General features: G+C 44.0%; 21 protein-coding genes. 14 read left to right on the forward strand and 7 right to left on the reverse strand.

The window, feature by feature from the left end; genetic code table 11:
• Positions 1-27: 27 nt before the first annotated feature.
• The 6 genes from N39L_RS30300 (at position 28) to N39L_RS30325 (ending at position 5,810) form a co-directional block, all read left to right on the forward strand.
• Positions 28-975: a septal ring lytic transglycosylase RlpA family protein gene (locus tag N39L_RS30300; RefSeq protein WP_006618966.1), complete on the forward strand. Its 948-nt coding sequence runs from the start codon at positions 28-30 to the stop codon at positions 973-975.
• Positions 976-1,053: 78 nt separating this feature from the next.
• A complete protein-coding gene (locus N39L_RS30305; RefSeq protein WP_006618965.1) occupies positions 1,054-2,628 on the forward strand; it encodes a bifunctional pantoate--beta-alanine ligase/(d)CMP kinase in 1,575 nt (524 codons plus the stop codon).
• Positions 2,629-2,806: 178 nt separating this feature from the next.
• Positions 2,807-3,862 carry a polysaccharide deacetylase family protein gene (locus N39L_RS30310; protein ID WP_006618964.1) on the forward strand — a complete coding sequence of 352 codons (1,056 nt, stop codon included), beginning with the start codon at positions 2,807-2,809 and terminating at the stop codon, positions 3,860-3,862.
• A gap of 41 nt (positions 3,863-3,903) precedes the next feature.
• The gene (locus N39L_RS30315) at positions 3,904-4,365 is read left to right on the forward strand and encodes a molybdenum cofactor biosynthesis protein MoaE (protein WP_014277270.1); all 462 of its coding nucleotides are present in this window, start codon (positions 3,904-3,906) and stop codon (positions 4,363-4,365) included.
• Between the two features lie 82 nt (positions 4,366-4,447).
• A complete protein-coding gene (locus tag N39L_RS30320) occupies positions 4,448-5,104 on the forward strand; it encodes a sigma-70 family RNA polymerase sigma factor (RefSeq protein WP_006618962.1) in 657 nt (218 codons plus the stop codon).
• 163 nt (positions 5,105-5,267) lie between these two features.
• A complete protein-coding gene (locus N39L_RS30325; RefSeq protein ID WP_006618961.1) occupies positions 5,268-5,810 on the forward strand; it encodes an anti-sigma factor family protein in 543 nt (180 codons plus the stop codon).
• A gap of 1 nt (position 5,811) precedes the next feature.
• On the opposite strand, the gene N39L_RS30330 is transcribed toward N39L_RS30325, so the two are convergent.
• Positions 5,812-6,252, reverse strand: coding sequence for a gamma-glutamylcyclotransferase family protein (locus N39L_RS30330; protein WP_006618960.1), 441 nt, complete (start codon positions 6,250-6,252; stop codon positions 5,812-5,814).
• A 132-nt stretch (positions 6,253-6,384) separates the two neighbouring features.
• Between N39L_RS30330 and N39L_RS30335 the strand changes: the two genes are divergently transcribed.
• Positions 6,385-6,984, forward strand: a complete 600-nt coding sequence (locus N39L_RS30335) for a VOC family protein (RefSeq protein WP_006618959.1) — start codon at positions 6,385-6,387, stop codon at positions 6,982-6,984.
• Between the two features lie 84 nt (positions 6,985-7,068).
• Here N39L_RS30335 and N39L_RS30340 read toward each other — a convergent pair whose 3' ends face one another.
• The 4 genes from N39L_RS30340 to N39L_RS30355 all read right to left on the reverse strand — a co-directional run bounded on the left by N39L_RS30340 (position 7,069) and on the right by N39L_RS30355 (position 9,809).
• Entirely contained in the window at positions 7,069-7,485 is a 417-nt protein-coding gene (locus N39L_RS30340; RefSeq protein ID WP_006618958.1) for a hypothetical protein, read from the reverse strand.
• 44 nt (positions 7,486-7,529) lie between these two features.
• On the reverse strand, positions 7,530-8,219 hold the full coding sequence (gene bchM, locus N39L_RS30345) for a magnesium protoporphyrin IX methyltransferase (RefSeq protein ID WP_006618957.1): 690 nt from the start codon (positions 8,217-8,219) through the stop codon (positions 7,530-7,532).
• A gap of 53 nt (positions 8,220-8,272) precedes the next feature.
• The gene (locus N39L_RS30350; protein ID WP_006618956.1) at positions 8,273-8,497 is read right to left on the reverse strand and encodes a PspC domain-containing protein; all 225 of its coding nucleotides are present in this window, start codon (positions 8,495-8,497) and stop codon (positions 8,273-8,275) included.
• Positions 8,498-8,582: 85 nt separating this feature from the next.
• Positions 8,583-9,809 (reverse strand): BaiN/RdsA family NAD(P)/FAD-dependent oxidoreductase, encoded by a 1,227-nt coding sequence (locus tag N39L_RS30355; RefSeq protein ID WP_006618955.1) that lies wholly within the window; start codon positions 9,807-9,809, stop codon positions 8,583-8,585.
• Between the two features lie 264 nt (positions 9,810-10,073).
• On the opposite strand from N39L_RS30355, the gene N39L_RS30360 reads away from it, so the two are divergent.
• Both N39L_RS30360 and N39L_RS30365 read left to right on the forward strand, forming a co-directional pair.
• Positions 10,074-10,808: a polysaccharide deacetylase family protein gene (locus N39L_RS30360; RefSeq protein ID WP_006618954.1), complete on the forward strand. Its 735-nt coding sequence runs from the start codon at positions 10,074-10,076 to the stop codon at positions 10,806-10,808.
• Positions 10,809-10,810: 2 nt separating this feature from the next.
• Positions 10,811-13,219, forward strand: coding sequence for a calcium-binding protein (locus N39L_RS30365; RefSeq protein WP_006618953.1), 2,409 nt, complete (start codon positions 10,811-10,813; stop codon positions 13,217-13,219).
• Between the two features lie 6 nt (positions 13,220-13,225).
• Here the strand turns inward: N39L_RS30365 and N39L_RS30370 are convergent, their stop codons facing one another.
• Positions 13,226-16,369, reverse strand: a complete 3,144-nt coding sequence (locus tag N39L_RS30370; protein ID WP_006618952.1) for a transglutaminase family protein — start codon at positions 16,367-16,369, stop codon at positions 13,226-13,228.
• 117 nt (positions 16,370-16,486) lie between these two features.
• Positions 16,487-17,074 (reverse strand): zinc ribbon domain-containing protein, encoded by a 588-nt coding sequence (locus N39L_RS30375; RefSeq protein WP_006618951.1) that lies wholly within the window; start codon positions 17,072-17,074, stop codon positions 16,487-16,489.
• Positions 17,075-17,477: 403 nt separating this feature from the next.
• Between N39L_RS30375 and N39L_RS30380 the strand changes: the two genes are divergently transcribed.
• The 5 genes from N39L_RS30380 to N39L_RS30400 are packed head-to-tail and all read left to right on the forward strand — an operon-like array spanning position 17,478 to position 21,443.
• Entirely contained in the window at positions 17,478-18,203 is a 726-nt protein-coding gene (locus N39L_RS30380; RefSeq protein ID WP_014277273.1) for a Uma2 family endonuclease, read from the forward strand.
• Between the two features lie 18 nt (positions 18,204-18,221).
• Positions 18,222-19,013: a Uma2 family endonuclease gene (locus N39L_RS30385; RefSeq protein ID WP_014277274.1), complete on the forward strand. Its 792-nt coding sequence runs from the start codon at positions 18,222-18,224 to the stop codon at positions 19,011-19,013.
• A gap of 18 nt (positions 19,014-19,031) precedes the next feature.
• Positions 19,032-19,802, forward strand: a complete 771-nt coding sequence (locus N39L_RS30390; protein ID WP_014277275.1) for a Uma2 family endonuclease — start codon at positions 19,032-19,034, stop codon at positions 19,800-19,802.
• A gap of 18 nt (positions 19,803-19,820) precedes the next feature.
• Positions 19,821-20,675, forward strand: a complete 855-nt coding sequence (locus N39L_RS30395; RefSeq protein ID WP_014277276.1) for a Uma2 family endonuclease — start codon at positions 19,821-19,823, stop codon at positions 20,673-20,675.
• Between the two features lie 18 nt (positions 20,676-20,693).
• Positions 20,694-21,443 carry a Uma2 family endonuclease gene (locus N39L_RS30400; RefSeq protein WP_014277277.1) on the forward strand — a complete coding sequence of 250 codons (750 nt, stop codon included), beginning with the start codon at positions 20,694-20,696 and terminating at the stop codon, positions 21,441-21,443.

A 21,443-nucleotide genomic window follows, 5' to 3' on the forward strand; every position in this document is an offset into this window, starting at 1 on the left:
AACGTGGTTGTTTCATATAGAAGATTTATGAACGCAAAACTTTGGAGTGGTCTAGTTTCTTTACTGGTTCTATCAGTTTGCGCGCCAGCTTATGCTGAAAGTGAATGCGATCGCCTTTTATGTCCAGAAAGTGATGGGAGAAGCCATGTTGAGCAATTAGCCCGGTCACAGGGGAATATCACCCAAATTGAAAGCCATGAATTAGACGAAAAACAAGCTGCAACCCTCTTCGTTCGTAATATCCCCGTCCTCACCTTTGTTCAAAACCCCTCAGAAACGACAGCCCGCCCCATCAACTATCAATCTGTCAATGTAGCTGAGAGTTCAACTGGTAATTTAATAGTGGCTTACCTCACACAAGCCAGCGATCCAGTCGCTAGAGCCAATAATGTCGCGGTCAAAATTAATCAGATCAGTCGAGACAATATTGATGCAGATACCATCAGAGTCCGATGGAATGATCAGGAAAAAAATTATGTGATCCAAGTAGGTGAGGAAAAATTAGTAGCCATTGATGGCAATACTATCCTCCCTGACAATACCCGCGATCTGGCGACAGATGCACTACAAGCTACTAACCGCCTGCGGAGACAGGTGGGTAATGCGCCACCCCTCAGCGAGATTGAAGGAAGACCAGAGCCAGAAGTGACTACAGTAGCTGTACGTTCGGTGGCTAATCGTCTCCAGGGTTGGGCTTCTTGGTATGGTCCTGGTTTTCATGGGAACCGCACGGCTAATGGTGAACGCTACAACCAAGATGCTATGACGGCGGCTCACCGTTATTTACCTTTTGGTACAGAAGTCCGTGTTACCAATCAGCATAACGGTCGTTCTGTGGTGGTGAGAATTAATGACCGAGGCCCATTTATCGGAGGTCGGATTATTGACTTGTCTGCTGGAGCTGCACAGGCGATCGGTATGATTAGCAGTGGGGTGGCTCCGGTAACAGTGGAGGTGATCACGCCAGCTAATTAAGGTCGATGGTGCTGTTCCCTATACAATGAAGGGAATGATTGATACTAGGGTGCAATTATTGCGCCCAAAACTACTTTTATGCGCCTGTTTACAACTGTTGCGGCTTGGCGATCTTATTCCCAAGCCTGCCATAATCGGCAAATAGGTTTAGTCCCCACTATGGGGGGTTTACATTCAGGACATTTGAGCTTAATTCGTCAGGCTCGTAATGGATCTGATGTGGTGGTGGTTAGCATCTTTGTTAACCCCCTACAATTTGGACCTAGGGAAGATTTCCAAAAGTACCCCCGTAATTTGGAGGCGGATTTAGCACTGTGTCGGGAAAATGGGGCTGATGTGGTATTTGCTCCGTCGGTTGAGGAGATTTATGGCTCTGAGGAGACGGGAAACACAGAAACTGGCTTATCTCAACAAACTTGTGTGATTGTCCCTGACTCGCTCACGTCCCGTTTGTGTGGCGCATCCCGTCCTGGACATTTTCAGGGGGTGACAACTATTGTGGCTAAATTGTTTAATTTGATTCAGCCGAACCGCGCCTATTTTGGCCAGAAAGATGCTCAACAAGTGGCGGTCATTAGGCGCATGGTGGCGGATTTGAATTGGCCGATTGAGATGGTGGCCTGTCCGATTATTCGAGAGGCTTCGGGACTGGCTTATAGTTCCCGTAATCAGTATTTGACACGGGAACAGAAACAGCAAGCTACAGTTTTATATAAGGCTTTACAGGCGGCGAGACGGCGCTACGGTGAGGGAGTGCGATCGCGATTAGGTCTGTTACAGGCGGCGCAAGAAATTCTGGCGAGAGTGCCGGCGGTGAAGCTAGAATATTTGGAACTGGTTGCGCCGGATACTTTAGTTCAATTGGAAACTGTTGAGGAAATAGGACTTTTGGCGATCGCCGCATCGGTGGGAAATACTCGTTTAATTGATAATATCATGCTCAATACTCGCCAGCCTATTGTGGCGATAGATGGCCCGGCCGGAGCGGGGAAGTCTACTGTTACCCGTCATATTGCACAACTGTTAAATTTGATGTACCTTGATACGGGAGCAATGTATCGCGCTATTACCTGGAAGGTGCTTGAGTCTCAAATATCTGTGGATGATGAACCGGCGATCGCTGAGTTGGTTAGTGGTTCACGGATTGAGTTGATTCCTGATCAAGATCAAATTAGGGTTTTGATAGATGGGTCTGATGTGACTGAGGCGATCCGTACCCAGGAAGTTACCCGCAATGTATCGGCGATCGCGGCTCAGGTAGCAGTCCGTCGTGGTCTTGTTAAACAACAACAGCAGTTAGGTCGTCGGGGCGGTTTGGTGGCGGAAGGACGCGATATTGGCACTCATGTTTTCCCCGATGCTGAGTTGAAAATTTTTCTGACTGCTTCTGTGGAAGAACGAGCCAAGCGTCGCTATCTGGAATTACAACAGAAGGGTGATTTAAATACCAGTTTAGAAGAGATTAAACGGGATATCATCCGACGGGATGAATTAGATAGTAACCGAACTATTGCTCCACTGCGAAAGGCGGTTGATGCGATCGAACTTAGTACCGATGGACTCAGTATTGAGCAAGTTACTAATGAAATTGTTAGATTATATAAAGAACATCTGAAAAATCATGATGCTCTTGACCCTAGGTTAGGGGTTTAAAGGAAAGCTAGGATAGAGATACTGTCTCAGTTCTTGAACTTATCTAAATTCCGGTGAATTAGCTGGGATTAGGTAGGGTAAGCTGTCCTCATCTAGGGTAATTGTATATCAATTGCCCCAATAATAACTAGCTAGTAAAAATCAACATAAAATTTAATTGGTGTGAAGGAGATATGACGTGGTTCAGCCTTACTACAGAGTATATCGCCGCCAACAAAGAGTTTTAACTCTAGCAATATTGGCAGCATTAAGTAGTTTTGTTATGGGTGTAGCTTTACCTTGGACTTTACATATAGACCGCCAAGCGAAAGTTACATATCAGCCTCCAATAAGCCAACAAGTAGTGGCTCAGAGACAGACACAAAGGGAGGTAGAAACCTCTAATAATCCCACAGAACAACCTTCCCCAAATGTAGGAATTCCATCGATAAAACTGGCTATAACTCAAAGGTTACAATCAACACAACAAGCCTTGAGGGAGTTACAAGATGAACGCTTTAATTTTTCGGTTCCTCAACGATTTCAAGGAACTACTATAAAAGAGGTGAATTTGCCACCAGACCGGAAAGTGATTGCTCTGACTTTTGATGATGGTCCTTGGCCGCGAACGACGGAACAGGTTTTAGATATTCTCAGAAGAAATAATATTAAGGCGACGTTTTTCTTGATTGGGGCGGCTTTGAATAATAACAAGGAGATTGCGAAAAAAGTAGCAGATGAAGGTCATGCGTTAGCTAATCATACCTGGAACCACCGTTATCATAAGGTAAGTCAGGCGGAAGCGGCGAAGGAGATTAATAGTACGGGGGATTTAATTGAGGAGGTGACGGGGACTAAAACGGCTCTATTTCGACCGCCAGGGGGGGTAATGACTAATGGTTTGGTTCAGTATGTTCATAGCCAAAATCACGCTAATATTATGTGGTCTGTGGACTCAGCAGATTGGCGATCGGGTAGGGATGCGATCGCTCGTAATGTTTTAACTCAAGCGAAATCGGGTGGTATTGTGCTGATGCACGATGGAGGTGGGAACCGTGCGCCTACAGTAGCGGCTCTTCCGAGAATTATTGCGGAGTTGAAAAGGCAGGGTTATGAGTTTGTAACAGTGCCAGAACTGTTGGAAATGGCGGATGAGTACATGAGTGATGAAGATATCGCCAGCCAGGAACAAAGGGCTAGAGAAATGTCAGAAAGGGATGAAATGCCGATGTATGAATCCCCTTTACCTTATTAAATATCCTGATGAATATTGCCGAAGATGGAAATAATTAAACAATGAACCTGTATTCTTTACCAACTCAGTCAGATTTTGCGATTTCCCTAGCGCCGTTGTCCTTGGAAGATGTTTATAATCTGGTGGACGATCCGGCCAATGGTGCGATCGTGGTAATGAGTGGCATGGTTCGCAATCAAACGGACGGCAAACCGGTTAAGTCCTTGGAATATCAAGCCTATCAGCCCATGGCGCTGCGGGTGTTCCAGGAAATTGCCGAACAGATTAAAACTCAATGGCCTGATGTAACGCGGGTGGTCATACAGCACCGGATCGGACATCTACAAATTGGGGATCTTAGTGTATTGGTGGCGGTAGGTTGTCCTCACCGCCGAGAGGCTTTTGAGGCTTGCCAGTATGCCATTGATACCCTAAAGCATAACGCCCCGATTTGGAAAAAGGAACATTGGGTTGACGGATCTAGTAGTTGGGTTAGTATTGGCTTATGTGAAGCTACCTGCTAACCAGATGAACATTAGGAACTTAATCGGTTCATGCCGCGTCAAAGACCAACAGCCTGCCCCAATACGCAAATTTGAAACTATGATGAGTCAATTTGTACCCCTATCCTGGTCTTCCGGGTCGGCAACGACTCCCGAAGTGCAATTATCCCCTGAAAAGCTGTCGAACTATGATCTAGTTCTACGATGTCAGGAAGGGTTGCAGCCAGACCGTCTTGCCTTTACGGAACTATTACGCCGATATCAGTCCCATGTGGATAAGATTCTGTTTCACCTAGCGCCTGATTGGCAAGATAGGGCGGATTTAGCACAAGAAATATGGATTCGAGTTTACCGCAATATTAAGCGACTACAGGAACCGGCTAAGTTCCAAGGGTGGTTAAGCCGGATTGCGACTAATTTATTTTATGATGAACTGCGGAAACGGAAACGGGTGAGACCGGCTTTGTCTCTGGATGCTCCTCGCACTGTTGATGATGGCGAGATGGAATGGGAATTGCCGGCGGATCGTCCGGGTCCAGATGAGGATTTAGCGACTAGAGAGTTTTATGATCACCTACAAGAGGCGATCGCTGATTTGCCGGAGGTGTTCCGCACTACTATTGTGCTGCGGGAAATTCAAGGCCTAGCTTATGAGGAAATTGCGGAAATTACGGGAGTTTCTTTAGGAACTGTTAAGTCTCGTATTGCTAGGGCTCGTCAGCGGTTACAATCTCAACTACAACCTTATCTAAATGATTAGTTGAGATCATGACTAATTCCGTTTGGAGGGAATATAATAGGAAGTTAATGGTCAGAAACCGGCGGTCTGTTGATTTTTGTGGCTCTACATTTTCTCCCCGATTTAATTCAAAAAGGTTAGACCGTTGGTTTCGATTTTTGCTTGCGTTTTAGGGGGTGTCCCAATGAAGTCTAACCATGACGATCGCTTAGGTAATTTGAACCCGAATTGGCATCCTGAGTCCGAGGGAGAAGGGACTTGGGATGACCAAATGTATGAGCTACTGTCAGCCTATGTTGATGGTGAGGCGACACCGGCGGAACGCCGCCAGGTTCAGCAACGGTTGGATATTGATCGCCAATATAAGGCGGCTTATCTGCAAATGATGCAACTGCGATCGCGTTTGCACTCCATTCCGGAGCCGAAAAATAATGAATCGGCTCAACAGTTGGCGGGTGCTGTGTTCAACCAGGTTGAACGCCGGAATAATTTGATGGTGGTCAGTGGTGGGGGTGCGATCGCGGCTCTGTTTTTGGCGGTTTTAGCGAGTTGGGCTCCGACTGGTGGGGGTGGTACTCTCTTTGCTCAGTTGAACCGAGTTGAGTCGGAGCCACTACAAATTGCCCTCAATGAGCCTTTGCTACCTATTGTTAATCCAGAGGCGGTTAGTTTGACCATAGATCAACCGCTGATTGTGATTCCCAAGGGTCCGATAGCTCACCCCTAGGTTAATTATAGCTGGGTTTCCAGTCGCCACTGGGAATCAAGACTCCCTGGAAGGAGCTAACTACTTGGGGATACATGAAATAAGCCCAGGTCTCACGGAGGGGTTTTTGGTCTGGGGTGTAGGTGAGAATGCGGCGGCGTTGATATTGGTTTTGCTCCGGTGGGCGATCGCTTTGGTAGTCTTCGAGGCGATCGAGGTCGGCCAGAAGGCTGGGGTCTGTGAAGGATAGGATAACTCCAGATACCCAGCGCGTCCCGGTGGTCATGGCGGGGTAGCCTAGGGAGAGGGAATATAATTCCCCTAGGGCGCACGCTGGTAATTCCTCTATGGTGCGTCCGAGACAGAAACGGTTGTAATTGAACTCGCCGGGTTTGAGACTCCCGTAGACAAATACATCGATCAGATCATTTATGCGATCGTTTTGGGTGACAGTGGGTTTCATCGCCTGCGAAAATTTTTGTTAAGATAATCACTAAATCTGGAATAGGTCTGAAAGCGTTATCAGTTATGTTGCATCCGCAACCTTTAATAGCTACAGCTATCCAGTTCAGTTCTTTATGTTCTATTATCGTTCATGGTTTTAGCCACTAGCATTATAGAAAATTTCCTACCGCATCCACTGCCCCTAGGTGCTTTTTTACCGGAATTAGGCCTCGACAGCATTTTCTCAACTCAGGGGGTAATGGTGATGCTACTGGCCGCTTATGCTGTCGCTATGTGGATGTTCCTGACTAGCGCCCCCAAGGTTCATACCATTATGGTCACTGACCTAAATATGGCCAGACAGTTTTATGAGGGGTTGCTAAATTTGCCTGTGGCTGATGTTCCCCTACATTACTACTATAATTATGAGCAAACTTTGGGGGCGACAGGCATCGATCCTTTGTACCTTTCCACTAACATATCGACTGCTAATAACCAAGATTTAGGGGCTTCTGATGGCTTGTGGTATCAGTTGATGAAAAATACACAACTTCATATTATCAGTGGTGCTAGTTATGGTCCGAAAAATCGCCATCGTCATGTTTGTTTTGATCGCGATTGTTTAGACCAAGTTTTGATGCGGGTACAAACCCAAGCCCTCAAGTTTAAAATCCGCAGCGAAAGACCTCTAAATTTTTTGGTGAAGGATTTGGATGGACGGGTGTTAGAGTTTTCTGAGGTGAAAAACTAGCCCGTAAATAGCCATAATGAACTGACAAGAGACAAGGTTTAACTTGTCTCTACGGTTTGTTTAAATGGGAAGATTTGGCAGTGATTAATCAATATCAAACAAATAATAATGTTCACCATCAATTAATTGTTGGGAATTGCCGTGATATTTGGAGACCGCCCGATCTAAAAATGCTTTAGCTTCCTGGGGGGATATATTGGCGGCTTTGGCTAGGCTAGAAACCGTGACTAAGCCTCTGTTATCTCGAATTAGGTGCAGAAATACCGATCGCTTATATCTTTGGCGGCGGTAGAGTTCCCTGCGTCTTTCGCGATACCATTCCCACATAAACCATCCCCCCATAAACAGGGGAATGCTGCCCAAAATCAACCCCCCCGCTACTTTCCCCCAGGGATTATCTGATATGTTGGTGGGGCTAATTAATTCGGTAGCAGCGGATAACCAGAATATTAACCCCAGGGGAATCAAGAAACTGGCGACTATCAGCTTAAATATCTGCATGGTTTCATCCCCCTGACTTCCTTATTGAGGCTAAATTAATAATATCAACAGCGTATGGCTTCTAACAACCGTGAGAAATAAAAGCTGGTAGAAATCATCGATTCTCGGCTAACGGTAAAGCCGTTATCTGAGAGAATTTTGACGATATCTGCCTCCCGGTGTTGGTAGGCGCGGGTGGTTTTGCTGGGTCCGGGGAAAAATTCGCCAATTTTTTTAAGTATACTTAGGGCTAGAGTTTTGGGGGCGAAACTCAGAATGATCCGGGTTTCGGCGAGGGAACATAGATGAGAGATCATCTCTGCTGCTTGGTTTTGGGGATAGTGAATTAACACATCTAAGCAAATTACGGTGTGATAGCGACCTGTTAATTTTTCTAGGTCTTGCGCCATAAAGTTGATATTGCTGGCGCGGGTGATTAGTTGGTTTCTGGCGCGTTGGTTGGCTTCGGCGACCATTTTTTCGGAAATGTCGCTGGCGGAAACGATCGCCCCTGCGTCTCCCAAGGGTATGCTGAGGCTTCCGACTCCACAGCCTGCATCACATACCATTAAGCCGCCTAGGTTTCCATCAGCTTGCAGCCATTCTAAGACGCGATCGACGGTTTGCTGGTGTCCGTCGCGGATATCCCGCTGTACCCGGTTGACTTCGCCGTTACCGTAAATTCTTTGCCAGCGATCGAAGCCTGTTGAATTAAAATACTGCCGAACAACGGTTTTATCGTCTGCCACACTCATGAAACTGCCTGCTGTGAAAAGGGTGTCCAATCCTCGATTCTAGCATTTAGGGGTTACAATTTGGAGGTTTTGCTATCCTCAAATTCCTCAATACGGGTTGGTTCCTTGGGTACTAACAGCCACAGTATGCCATAGATGATAATGCCGGGGGCGGCGGATAGGCCTAGAATAATAAAGGTGAGTCTCACTAGCAAGGGGTCAACATTGAAGTATTGGGCGACTCCTCCGGCTACTCCGGCGATTTGGCAATGTTCACGGCTGCGATATAATTTTTTCATGGTGTCCTCTCCTCTAATGGGCGATGGTTTTGGTTGACAGTGATTACTTCAATTTCTGATTGAACAATTCCCGATCTGATCATAATTAATTGGGGTTCGGAAAACCGCCCATCCCCTGTCCGGCTAACCATCCGGTTGTCCAGGCGTTTTGAAAATTGAAGCCTCCTGTCACGCCGTCAATATCAAGAATTTCTCCGGCAAAATATAGCCCCGGACACCGCCGACTTGCCATGGTCTTAAAGTCTATTTCTTTGAGGTTGACTCCGCCACAGGTGACGAATTCTTCTTTAAAGACTCCTTTACCAGTGATTTGATGGCGACTGCGTTTTAATTCTTCGATGAGTTGATTTAAGTGTTTTTTAGATAGTTCCGCCCAAGGTTGTTGGGGGTTGATTCCTACTCGGATAATTAGATATTGCCAGAGGCGACGGGGTAAATTAATTGGACAGTGGGAAGATGGCGATCGCTTGCCAAATTCTGATTTAGTCTGCAGGATAATTTCTCGCAATTGGTCTATATTTAATTCTGGTAGCCAATCAATTATTAAGGGGGTTTTATAACGACATTCCTGCAAAAATCTTGCCCCCCAAGCTGATAATTTTAAGACGGCGGGTCCACTAATTCCCCAGTGAGTAATTAACAGGGGTCCGGTTTGGGTTAATGGGGTTCCGGTTAGTTGGAGGTTAACTGAATCTACGGATATTCCGGCTAATTCCTGCAAGGGTTTGTCGGCTATATTAAAGGTGAATAGGGAGGGCACTGGGGGGATGATAGTATGTCCTAATTTTTGGGCAAAATTATAGCCAGCGGGACTGCTTCCTGTGGCTATTAATAGGCGATCGCATTGGTAAACTTCCTGGGATTTTAAACATACTTGAAAGCCTCGATCAAGTTTAGTAATCCCCACAACCGCCGCCCCGGTTCTGACTGTGATTCCGGCATTTTTGGCGCTATTTAATAAGCAATTAACAATAGTTTCGGAATCATCAGTTATGGGGAACATTCGACCATCAGCTTCGGTTTTTAACTTAACTCCTCGGTGGTTAAACCAGTCTACAGTATGTTTCGCTTGAAACCTAGTAAAAGGTCCGCGCAAGGCTTTGTTACCCCTGGGATAGTTGCGAATAAACTCCACGGGGTCAAAACAGGCGTGGGTAACGTTACAGCGTCCGCCGCCAGAAATGCGAACTTTGGCTAGGGGAGTTTTTCCAGCTTCTAATAAGGTGACATGGGTTTTAGGGTAGGTTTCTTTACAGGCGATCGCCCCAAAAAAACCAGCCGCCCCACCACCAATTACAATAACTTCGATCATATCTTGTTTCTCAAAGTTTTATTGATAATTATACCCGATAAATACCCACCCTAATACATTGATAATTACTTTGCTATAGTTAGGCTAAGTATGATTATAGATCAAACTCTTGTTTTTCGCAAATCCTATGTTAATGGTGCCGATCAACTATTACAATAAGCTATAGAGTCCGTGTGGGCTACTGGTCTGGCTGAGGGTGAGAGTTCTGCCTGAGTTCATCAACTCAATAACTGTTTGTAGATTACGAGTAAGTAAATTTGTAACATGGCATCTAAAATTAAACCACAATTAGCTTTTTTGTATCCGTTTTTATACCATCTGTTAAAATTCGGTTTTCCTAATTGTTTATGGAGTGGGAATTTATCTCAACGACAAATCGCCCTAACTATAGATGACGGCCCCCATCCTCAATATACTTTAGAATTATTGGAAGTTTTAGACTACTATCAGATTAAAGCTAGTTTTTTTTGGTTGGGAATATTAGTCGAAAAATATCCTAATATTGCTCAAGAAGTCTATAAACGCGGGCATGGTCTGGGGATTCATGGTTATCAGCATAAGTCTTTTACCCGGTTAAATAAACAGGAATTAAAGTTAAGTTTAGACCGAACTCAATCGGCAATTTGTCAGATTTGTGGATTGCCAGAAAATCAAGTTATATATGTGCGTCCCCCCAATGGTTTTTTTACTGGGAAAACTTTACAACTTCTGAATAATTGGAACTATCGAACCGTGATGTGGTCTGTGGTTCCTGAAGATTGGGTAGAGCCGGGGGTCGAGGTGGTGAGCGATCGCATTTTGCGACAGACTAAAAATGGGTCTATCATTGTCCTTCATGATGGCTATTTTGGTGGCTGTAAGGTAGCAGAAACTAGCGCTAAGGTAATTCCTGAATTATTAAAACAAAGATATGAGTTTGTGACTATTGATCAGTTGTGGATGGGGAGAAAAAATGATACCCTGTTCCCTGTTAGTGATGAAATGCGATCGCCTAATTAACTATGGTATTAAGACCTGAAACTGACCCAATTACTGGCTTGCTGCGCCTTGTCGGAGATGATAACCCCGTAGATATCACCTTTTTTGAGAATCAATTAGGGGTGTTTCCTCTGGGAGTATTTCTAGGGTCTGGAAATGATACAGTCCGAAGTTTAGTAGACCCAACACTAATTTATGGAAACCAGGGGGATGATCAAATATTTGGAGGGGGAGGAAATGACACCTTATATGGCGGTCAGGGAGATGACTATATCGAAGGTAATGCAGGTGATGATTTAATCTTTGGAAATGCTGGGAATGATATCTTATCAGGAGGACTGGGAAATGATACTATCTTTGGGGGACCGGGAAATGATGTTATTGATGGAGATGGGGGAAATAATCTGATTTATGGTGGACAAGGTGCTGATATTATTAGGGGGGGAGAAGGTAATGATTTAATCTTTGGAGATGCTGGAGAAAATACCATCTTTGGGGGACCGGGAAATGATACCTTATATGGGGGAATTGATGATGATCAAATTGGTGGTGGACTGGGAAATGATCTGATTTTTGGCGGACTCGGTGATGATATTATTAGCGGTGGCGAGGGGGATGATACCATCTATGGCGGACTGGGAAATGATTTAATTTTAGCAGACGAGGGTAATAATATACTATTCGGAAATGCCGGAAGTAATACCCTAGTAGGAGGGACGGGAAATGATACCTTTGTGTTAGAGGCTGGTGATGGTTTTACCACCGCTGACACCGACCAAATTTTTGATTTTACCCCCGGACAAGATACTATTTTGCTGCTGGGAGATGTTCCCATAGACCAGCTAAATATTATTCTTGATGACAGTAACCCTAATATTAATAATACAATTCTGGAAACTCCCACCGGAGAAATTATAGCCCTATTGCGAGGTATCCGTCCTAATGATATTAGCCGCAGTGACTTTTTTGTTCCGGGTGTTTTATCCTTTGAATCAACTAGATTTGAAGTACAGGATAATGGCATGAGTACCCAACCCATTACCGTGGTGCGTGCCGGTGGTGAAGATGGTGCAGTTAGTGTAACTTTGGTTCCCAGTTTATTAACTCCTTTACCTCCCAGTGGTGTTGATATCAGCCCCATTGTGATTAATTTTGCTGATGGAGAATTGGGGGGTAAAACTGTATCAATTCCCATCGCTAATAACCCAATTGTTACCTATCCTGAAGTCTTGGAATTATCGCTACAAGATGCCACCGGAAATGCTACTTTAATTAATCCTAGTATGGCGACATTAAGGATTATTTCCGACCAGACTCCCCCTGACCCTATCCAAACTTTTAATAACCCCATACCTGAATCTTTTGCCAGGTTTGGCGCGACTTTAGAAGCTGTGAACAATCAGATTTTAATTGGTAGTCCGGGATGGAATAATTCCCAAGGTTTAGTTTATGTTTTAGACGATACTACGGGAGAAATTTTACCAGCCTTTCAGAACCCTTCTGCTAATGCTGGAAGTTCGGAGTTTGGCGCTGCTATTGCTAGTTTAGGTTTATCCCCGGTAATTGGTGCGCCTACAGATAGTAGCATCGCCTTTGCTTCGGGTGCGGTTTATGTTTACAACACCATAACGGGTTTACCCGTGACTCAATTATTCAATCCTACCCCGGAACCTTTCGATTATTTTGGCTACAGTTTGGCGACTATTGGTAATGATATAATAATTGGTGCGCCGGGGGATAGTACATCGGAATTGCGAGGGGGAATTGCTTATTTATTTGATGGTATAACGGGAGAATTACGGCAAATTTTTAATAATCCTAACCCGCAACCAGATGATTATTTTGGGGCGGCGATCGCCTCTGTGGGAGACTGGGTATTAATTGGCGCACCGGGTAGCTTGGGAGTTGGTCAGTCAAACGGTCCGGGTTCGGCTTATTTATTTAATAGCGTAACGGGAGATTTAATCCAGTCTTTTCGTAACCCTAACCCAGGACTAGATAATTTTGGTCATGCTGTCGCTTGGTCGGGAATTGGACGGGATATTCTCATTGGATCTCCGGGTGATGACCAGCGGGGAATAAATGCTGGGGCGGCGTTTTTAATTGATGGTATTACGGGGTCAATTTTGGCAAATTACACACCGGAAAACTTACGGACAGGCGATCGCTTTGGTGAGTCCATAGCTACCACCAGCAACAATAATGTTGTGGTAGGATCTCCCGGTTTCGGTCCTTTTGATTTTGGGGCGGCGTTCAAATTCCAGTTACGCACCGGGGAATTATTAGAAACCTATTTACACCCCCAACTTCCTCCCAGTGATGGAGTGTTGAACTTTGGTAGTGCGATCGCCGGCTTTAATACAGGGCTAATTATTGCCGCCCCAGACACGAATATAGGCTTAGAAGGTGTTGGGGCGGTTTATCAGTTTTAGGCGGCTTTAAGAGGTTTGCACCCGGCGCAAATCTAAGGTTAAAGGATATTCAGGGCTTAAATTGGGGGTGGAAATTTCCAAAGTTCCGGGAGTGTGACCCATGGGTGCAAACCTTTCTAACATCCTAGACTCAGCCTCTCTTTCATTAATGGGAAATGTTGTATAAACAACGCCATTAGGAGGGTTGATATAATAAGTACATCCCCCAATAGATCGCATAGCCCAAGTATCAACAATATCGAATAATAGGGGAGTATGGGGGTTAATAGAAGGATGCAATAAAGAGGCATATTGTCGCGCCCGGAACCTGACCCCGCCTACATATTCCCCAGGTTTAAGGGTAGATTTTAAGGGCACTGCATAGCCATTACAGGTGACAATATAACGATGGGAAAAGCCATCTAAACCGGGAGAATTTCCCATCGCCCCCCGTAGCATGACCTGTAGCCTTTCCATGGAAGAATCAACATATCTGGCGTTACCGCCATTGGCGGTTTCTTCTCCTAAAACGTGCCAAGGTTCTATGGCATTTCTTAACTCTAATGTCACGCCATCACGGGTAATTTCTCCATAGTTGGGAAAGCGAAAATCAACAAAGGGTTTAAACCATGCTAAATTAAATGGATAACCCGCCGCGTTTAAATCTCTTAAAACTGTGCCTAAATCTTCTTCAATAAAATAGGGCAGTAAAAAGCGATCGTGTAGGGTAGTTCCCCAACGAATTAGGGGTTTAGTATAGGGATGTTCCCAAAACCAAGCCACTAGGGAACGAATTAACAACATTTGCAATAGCCCCATTTGTGCATGGGGAGGCATCGCAAAAGCCCGAAACTCTAATAGCCCTAACTGGTTGCGATAATTCTCTAATGGGTAGAGTTTATCAATACAAAATGCTGAACGGTGAGTATTTCCGGTGACATCAATTAGCAGGTTTCGCAATAAGCGATCGACTAATCCAGGGGGTACTTCTCGCCCCTTTTCTAACTGTTGAAAGGCGATTTCTAACTCATATAAACCTTCGTGTCTGGCTTCATCTACCCGGGGTGATTGGCTAGTCGGTCCGATAAATAACCCCGCAAATAAGTAGGATAAACTGGGGTGATTTTGCCAATAGGAAATCAAACTTCTTAATAGGTCAGGGCGACGTAATAGGGGGCTGTCTTGAACGCTCTTACCACCAATGGTGATATGTGCGCCGCCTCCGGTACTTATGCGCCGACCATCTAGGGCATATTTTTCAGTTCCCAACCGACATAGCCGCGCTTCCTCATATAAAGTGGTGGTAATTGCGGTTAATTCTGACCAATTTTTGGCGGGGTGAATATTGACTTCAATTACTCCCGGATCTGGGGTAATCTGAAATCCCATAATTCCATCATTTCCAGGGGGGGTGTATCCTTCAACTAATACGGGAATATTAACAGCAGTGGCGGTTTTTTCAATGGCTGTAATTAAATCTAAAAAACACCGGGCGGAAGTTATGGGAGGAACGAAAACATATATACAGCCATCCCGCGCCTCTACCGCCATGGCTACCCGCACGGAATTTTCTGGTAAATTGATGGGTTCGGAACCAACCACAGCAGGTTTATGATCTAGCGGTACTCGCGCCTCTGGGTGCAATTCTTCTGACCAGCTTATGGCACTTAAAGGCAGTCGAAATCCCAAGGGGGAATCACCTTTTAATAAAATCAATTTATCCTGTGGTAATTTCCACGGACAACTACCCCAGCGTAATTCTTCTGACTCGACAACTGGTAAAATTGGTAAGGCATAACCGGCTAATTCTTCGGTTTCTAATTCATAGGTGGGAATAATGCGATCGCTTGCGATTCCTAACTGTTTAACTAATTCTTGAATAACGACTTCTGCCTGTTTAATCCCATAGCCATAATCGTCACCATCTACCGCCATGAAAGCCCGATTATGCCAAATAGGTTGACCATCTTCTCGCCAATAACAGCCTAAAGCCCACCTCGGCAAAATTTCCCCCGGATACCATTTTCCCATGCCATAATGTAGCAAGCCGCCACCCTTAGAAAACTTACTTTCTAGGCGGTGTAATAGCTGTCCGGCTAACCTGCGCTTTTCCTCTCCCAAGGCTTGTACCTGCCACTGGGGAGACTCAAAATCATCAATAGAAACAAAAGTAGGTTCCCCACCCATGGTTAAACCTACCCCTAAACTTTGCAATTTATCCTCTACTGCTTGACCGAGGCGGTCTATGGTTTCCCATTGACTAGGGCTATAGGGTTGACTGGTGCGCGGTTGATTTTCGTAACGAGAAACCGTCACCGCAAACTCTAAATTTGACCCGCAGGGTTCGGCGGTTCCCTGAACTGGGGAGGCGGCTTGGGGGTCGGCGGTACACACGAGGGGAATATGACCTTCTGCTGCTAAAAAACCAGAGGTGGGGTCTAAACCAATCCAACCCGCCCCAGGAATATATACTTCCGCCCAAGCGTGTAAATCTGCATTATCAGCTTCTGGTCCAGGGGGTCCATCTAGTGGGGGAACATCGGGTTTCAGTTGAATTAGGTAACCGGAGACAAAGCGGGCGGCGAGTCCATAGTGCCGCAAAATCTGCACCATTAACCATGCTGTATCTCTACAGGAACCTATTTGAGTTTTTAGGGTTTCTTCGCAGGTTTGAATACCCGGTTCAAATCGGACTGTATACTTAATATAATCAGCGAGTTTCTGATTAATGGTAATTATAAATTCTGGGGTATATATATCCTTGACCCGGTGCTGTTCTACCCAGTCTTTGAGTATGGGGCTGGATTCATCTATTTCTAAAAATGGGATTAATTCCCGCCCTAGTTGTTCTTCGTAGATGAATGGATAGCGTTCGGCATAGCTTTCCATGACGAAGTTAAACGGATTAATCGGGTGTAAATCTGCAATAATATCTACTGTAATCCCTAGGCGATCGGTTTTTGATAAAAAGTTGAGCCTCCCCAAATAATTGCCATAGGGGTCCTGTTGCCAGGTCATCGTGTAATCATCAGGTTCAATCTTTAGGGAATAGCTATTAATAGGGGTGCGACAGTGGGGAGAAGGTCGCAATCCTAATGTATGAGGACCTAGAATTACTGGATTTTCAAAATGGTAGACAAGCTGATGGTTGAGGCTAACTTTTACTGACATAACTCAATTTGGGCAAGAGGGATATATGGTTGGTAAGTTCGCAATTTAAGCAGGCAAAAGACCATACAAAAAAGCTGCCTCTCTTGCCTTTGGTCTCTTGCCTATTGCCTATTGCTTTTAATGGAGTTGATGACCGCAACTTCCGCAGAAGCGATCGTCCGGTTTTACTGTCGCACCGCAGTTACTACAGAATTTACGACCTCCTGATTCCGATTCCGATGAGGAAGAAGAACCCATTTTTAGCTCCATGTTACCCATCCGCATTTCCATGGGGTTCATACTCATTTGCATACTCCCCATTTGCATCGGCTTCATCGGTTCCATCGGCTTCATCCCTTCCATTGGCTTCATCGGTTCCATCGGCTTCATCGGTTCCATTGGCTTCATCGAAGATGCAGGGGTACTCGAAACCTGCTGAACTGACATCTGCTGGGCGCTTCCGAGGGAGGGTGTCTGACCCATGACACTCATACTACTTCCCTGGAGTTGCACGAAGTGTTCACCCTGAGCAGTTTCTATTTTCAACACTACCCCATTTTCCGTCCGATACATGGAGGGGGGGGAAGTCCAGGTTCCAGTCTGGAATCCATTGCTGGCTTGCTGTTGCTGTCCGGGTGATCCACTGGCGATCGTCACAAAAGTTTGCGACCCTTGGTTATCAAGATAAATTTTTTGACCGGTGCCTAGCTCGCATACATAAGGCATAATCGCCTCTTCCTACCATAAGAAACATCTAATGCTGATATTGTAAAATTATTTCCTCAACAAATCCTACTTCTTAATATTTATATTATAAATTCCTCAAAACTATACAGATTGCCGATTATACAGATATTTAACATTTCGCCACGCTCTCCATCCAGTATGTAAACTTATGTATCAAATTTACCTAACTATGTCATGAATATTTGATAAATCTACTATGGCGATCGCTCTCCATATATTTATCAATCTAATTAATCAACTTTCATTGAATACTAACAACCGATTACATCCAGAATAAATACTCAGCTATTAATCATCATGTTTCGTCACCCCTAACCCTCCCATATCCATGCTATAATTAGCAAAAATAGACTATACTATCAATACATGACTGGAGACAGCTATGGCTATAGCTCAGGAATTAGAACCGACTCAAATCACCCTAGACCAAGATATCGAGTTTCCTCCGGGAGATTTAGAAAGTCAGGAGTTGCCATTGGAAAGTTATTTACATCTACAACAAATCTTGTTACTGATTAAATGTCTAGACTGGTTATGGCGAGACCGAACCGATTATTTTGATGCGGGAAACTTGACGATTTACTATAGTCCTCATCAGAAAAAATCATCAGATTTTCGCGGACCAGATTTCTTTGTGGTGTTAGACACGGAAAGGCGATCGCGGAAAAGTTGGGTGGTGTGGGAAGAAGGGGGAAAATATCCTCATATCATTGTGGAATTATTATCAAGTTCCACAGCTAAGACTGACCGGACTGAGAAAAAGAAAATCTATCAAGATATTTTCCGCACTCCCGAATATTTCTGGTTTGACCCAGAGAGTTTAGAATTTCAAGGATTTGCTTTAATTCAGGGAACTTATCAACCGATAACACCCAATAATCAGGGACATTTATGGAGTGAACAACTGCAACTATTCTTAGGAATAGAAAATCGTCAACTCCGCTTTTTTAGTCCTGATGGTGTTTTAGTGCCTACTCCCGAAGAATCAGCTACTAAATATCAAAATGAGTTAATCACTACTCAAAATCAATTAGAAATTGAACGACAACAAAAAGACCAACTAGCGGCTAAACTACGAGAGTTAGGAATTGACCCCGAACAGTTGTAAAAAATGGAGGTAAACATTATGACAGTTACGGAACAGTTAGCATCACTGGAAACCTCACCAGAATGGGAGGATATCGAGTTTCCTCCGGGAGATTTAGAAAGTCAGGAGTTGCCATTGGAAAGCTATTTACACCTACAACAAATCTTGTTACTGATTAAATGCCTAGACTGGTTATGGCGAGACCGAAATGATTATTTTGATGCGGGAAACTTGACGATTTACTATAGTCCTCATCAGAAAAAATCATCGGATTTTCGCGGACCAGATTTCTTTGTGGTGTTAGACACGGAAAGGCGATCGCGGAAAAGTTGGGTGGTGTGGGAAGAAGGGGGAAAATATCCTCATATCATTGTGGAATTATTATCAAGTTCCACAGCTAAGACTGACCGCACGGAGAAAAAGAAAATCTATCAAGAGATTTTTCGCACTCCCGAATATTTCTGGTTTGACCCAGAGAGTTTAGAATTTCAAGGATTTGCTTTAATTCAGGGAACCTATCAACCGATAACACCGACTGATAAGGGACATTTATGGAGTGAACAACTGCAACTATTCTTAGGTGTAGAAAATCGTCAACTCCGCTTTTTTAGTCCTGATGGTGTTTTAGTACCTACTCCCGAAGAATCAGCTACGGAAGCTCAACGACAGTTAGGAAGTGTTCAAAATGAGTTAATCACTACTCAAAATCAATTAGGCAGCATTCAAAATGAGTTAGTAACTACTCAAAATCAATTACAAATTGAACGACAACAAAAAGACCAACTAGCGGCTAAACTGCGAGAGTTAGGAATTGACCCCGAACAGTTGTAAAAAATGGAGGTAAACATTATGACAGTTACGGAACAGTTAGCATCACTGGAAACCTCACCAGAATGGGAGGATATCGAGTTTCCTCCGGGAGATTTAGAAAGTCAGGAGTTGCCATTGGAAAGCTATTTACACCTACAACAAATCTTGTTACTGATTAAATGCCTAGACTGGTTATGGCGAGACCGAAATGATTATTTTGATGCGGGAAACTTGACGATTTACTATAGTCCTCATCAGAAAAAATCATCGGATTTTCGCGGACCAGATTTCTTTGTGGTGTTAGACACGGAAAGGCGATCGCGGAAAAGTTGGGTGGTGTGGGAAGAAGGGGGAAAATATCCTCATATCATTGTGGAATTATTATCAAGTTCCACAGCTAAGACTGACCGCACGGAGAAAAAGAAAATCTATCAAGAGATTTTTCGCACTCCCGAATATTTCTGGTTTGACCCAGAGAGTTTAGAATTTCAAGGATTTGCTTTAATTCAGGGAACCTATCAACCGATAACACCGACTGATAAGGGACATTTATGGAGTGAACAACTGCAACTATTCTTAGGTGTAGAAAATCGTCAACTCCGCTTTTTTAGTCCTGATGGTGTTTTAGTACCTACTCCCGAAGAATCAGCTACTAAATCTCAAAATGAGTTAATCACTACTCAAAATCAATTAGGCAGCATTCAAAATGAGTTAGTAACTACTCAAAATCAATTACAAATTGAACGACAACAAAAAGACCAACTAGCGGCTAAACTGCGAGAGTTAGGAATTGACCCCGAACAGTTGTAAAAAATGGAGGTAAACATTATGACAGTTACGGAACAGTTAGCATCACTGGAAACCTCACCAGAATGGGAGGATATCGAGTTTCCTCCGGGAGATTTAGAAAGTCAGGAGTTGCCATTGGAAAGCTATTTACACCTACAACAAATCTTGTTACTGATTAAATGCCTAGACTGGTTATGGCGAGACCGAAATGATTATTTTGATGCGGGAAACTTGACGATTTACTATAGTCCTCATCAGAAAAAATCATCGGATTTTCGCGGACCAGATTTCTTTGTGGTGTTAGACACGGAAAGGCGATCGCGGAAAAGTTGGGTGGTGTGGGAAGAAGGGGGAAAATATCCTAATATCATTGTCGAGTTATTATCAAGTTCCACAGCTAAGACTGACCGCACGGAGAAAAAGAAAATCTATCAAGATATTTTCCGCACTCCCGAATATTTCTGGTTTGACCCAGAGAGTTTAGAATTTCAAGGATTTGCATTAATTCAGGGAACCTATCAACCGATAACCCCTAATGATATGGGACATTTATGGAGTGAACAACTGCAACTATTTTTAGGTGTAGAAAATCGTCAACTCCGCTTTTTTAGTCCTGATGGTGTTTTAGTGCCTACTCCTGAAGAATCAGCTACTAAATCTCAAAATGAGTTAATCACTACTCAAAATCAATTAGGTAGCATCCAAAATGAGTTAGTAACCACTCAAAATCAATTAGGTAGCGTCCAAAATGAGTTAGTAACTACTCAAAATCAATTAGGAAGTGTTGAAAATGAGTTAGTAACTACTCAAAATCAATTAGAAATCGAACGACAACAGAAAGACCAACTAGCGGCTAAATTGCGAGAGTTGGGAATTGACCCCGAACAGTTGTAAAAAATCGAGGTAAACATTATGACAGTTACGGAACAGTTAGCATCACTGGAAACCTCACCAGAATGGGAGGATATCGAGTTTCCTCCGGGAGATTTAGAAAGTCAGGAGTTGCCATTGGAAAGCTATTTACACCTACAACAAATCTTGTTACTGATTAAATGCCTAGACTGGTTATGGCGAGACCGAAATGATTATTTTGATGCGGGAAACTTGACGATTTACTATAGTCCTCATCAGAAAAAATCATCGGATTTTCGCGGACCAGATTTCTTTGTGGTGTTAGACACGGAAAGGCGATCGCGGAAAAGTTGGGTGGTGTGGGAAGAAGGGGGAAAATATCCTAATATCATTGTCGAGTTATTATCAAGTTCCACAGCTAACACTGACCGGACTGAGAAAAAGAAAATCTATCAGGATATTTTCCGCACTCCTGAATATTTCTGGTTTGACCCAGAGAGTTTAGAGTTTCAAGGATTTGCTTTAATTCAGGGAACCTATAAACCGATAACCCCCAATGATAAGGGACATTTATGGAGTGAACAACTGCAACTATTCTTAGGGATAGAAAATCGTCAACTCCGCTTTTTTAGTCCTGAGGGTGTTTTAGTACCCACTCCCGAAGAATCAGCTACGGAAGCTCAACGACAGTTAGGAAGTGTTCAAAATGAGTTAATCACTACTCAAAATCAATTAGAAATCGAACGACAACAAAAAGACCAACTAGCGGCTAAATTGCGAGAGTTGGGAATTGACCCCGAACAGTTGTAA

The sequence above is a fragment of the Limnospira platensis NIES-39 genome, assembly GCF_026000695.1.
GTDB classification, from domain to species: Bacteria; Cyanobacteriota; Cyanobacteriia; order Cyanobacteriales; family Microcoleaceae; genus Limnospira; species Limnospira platensis.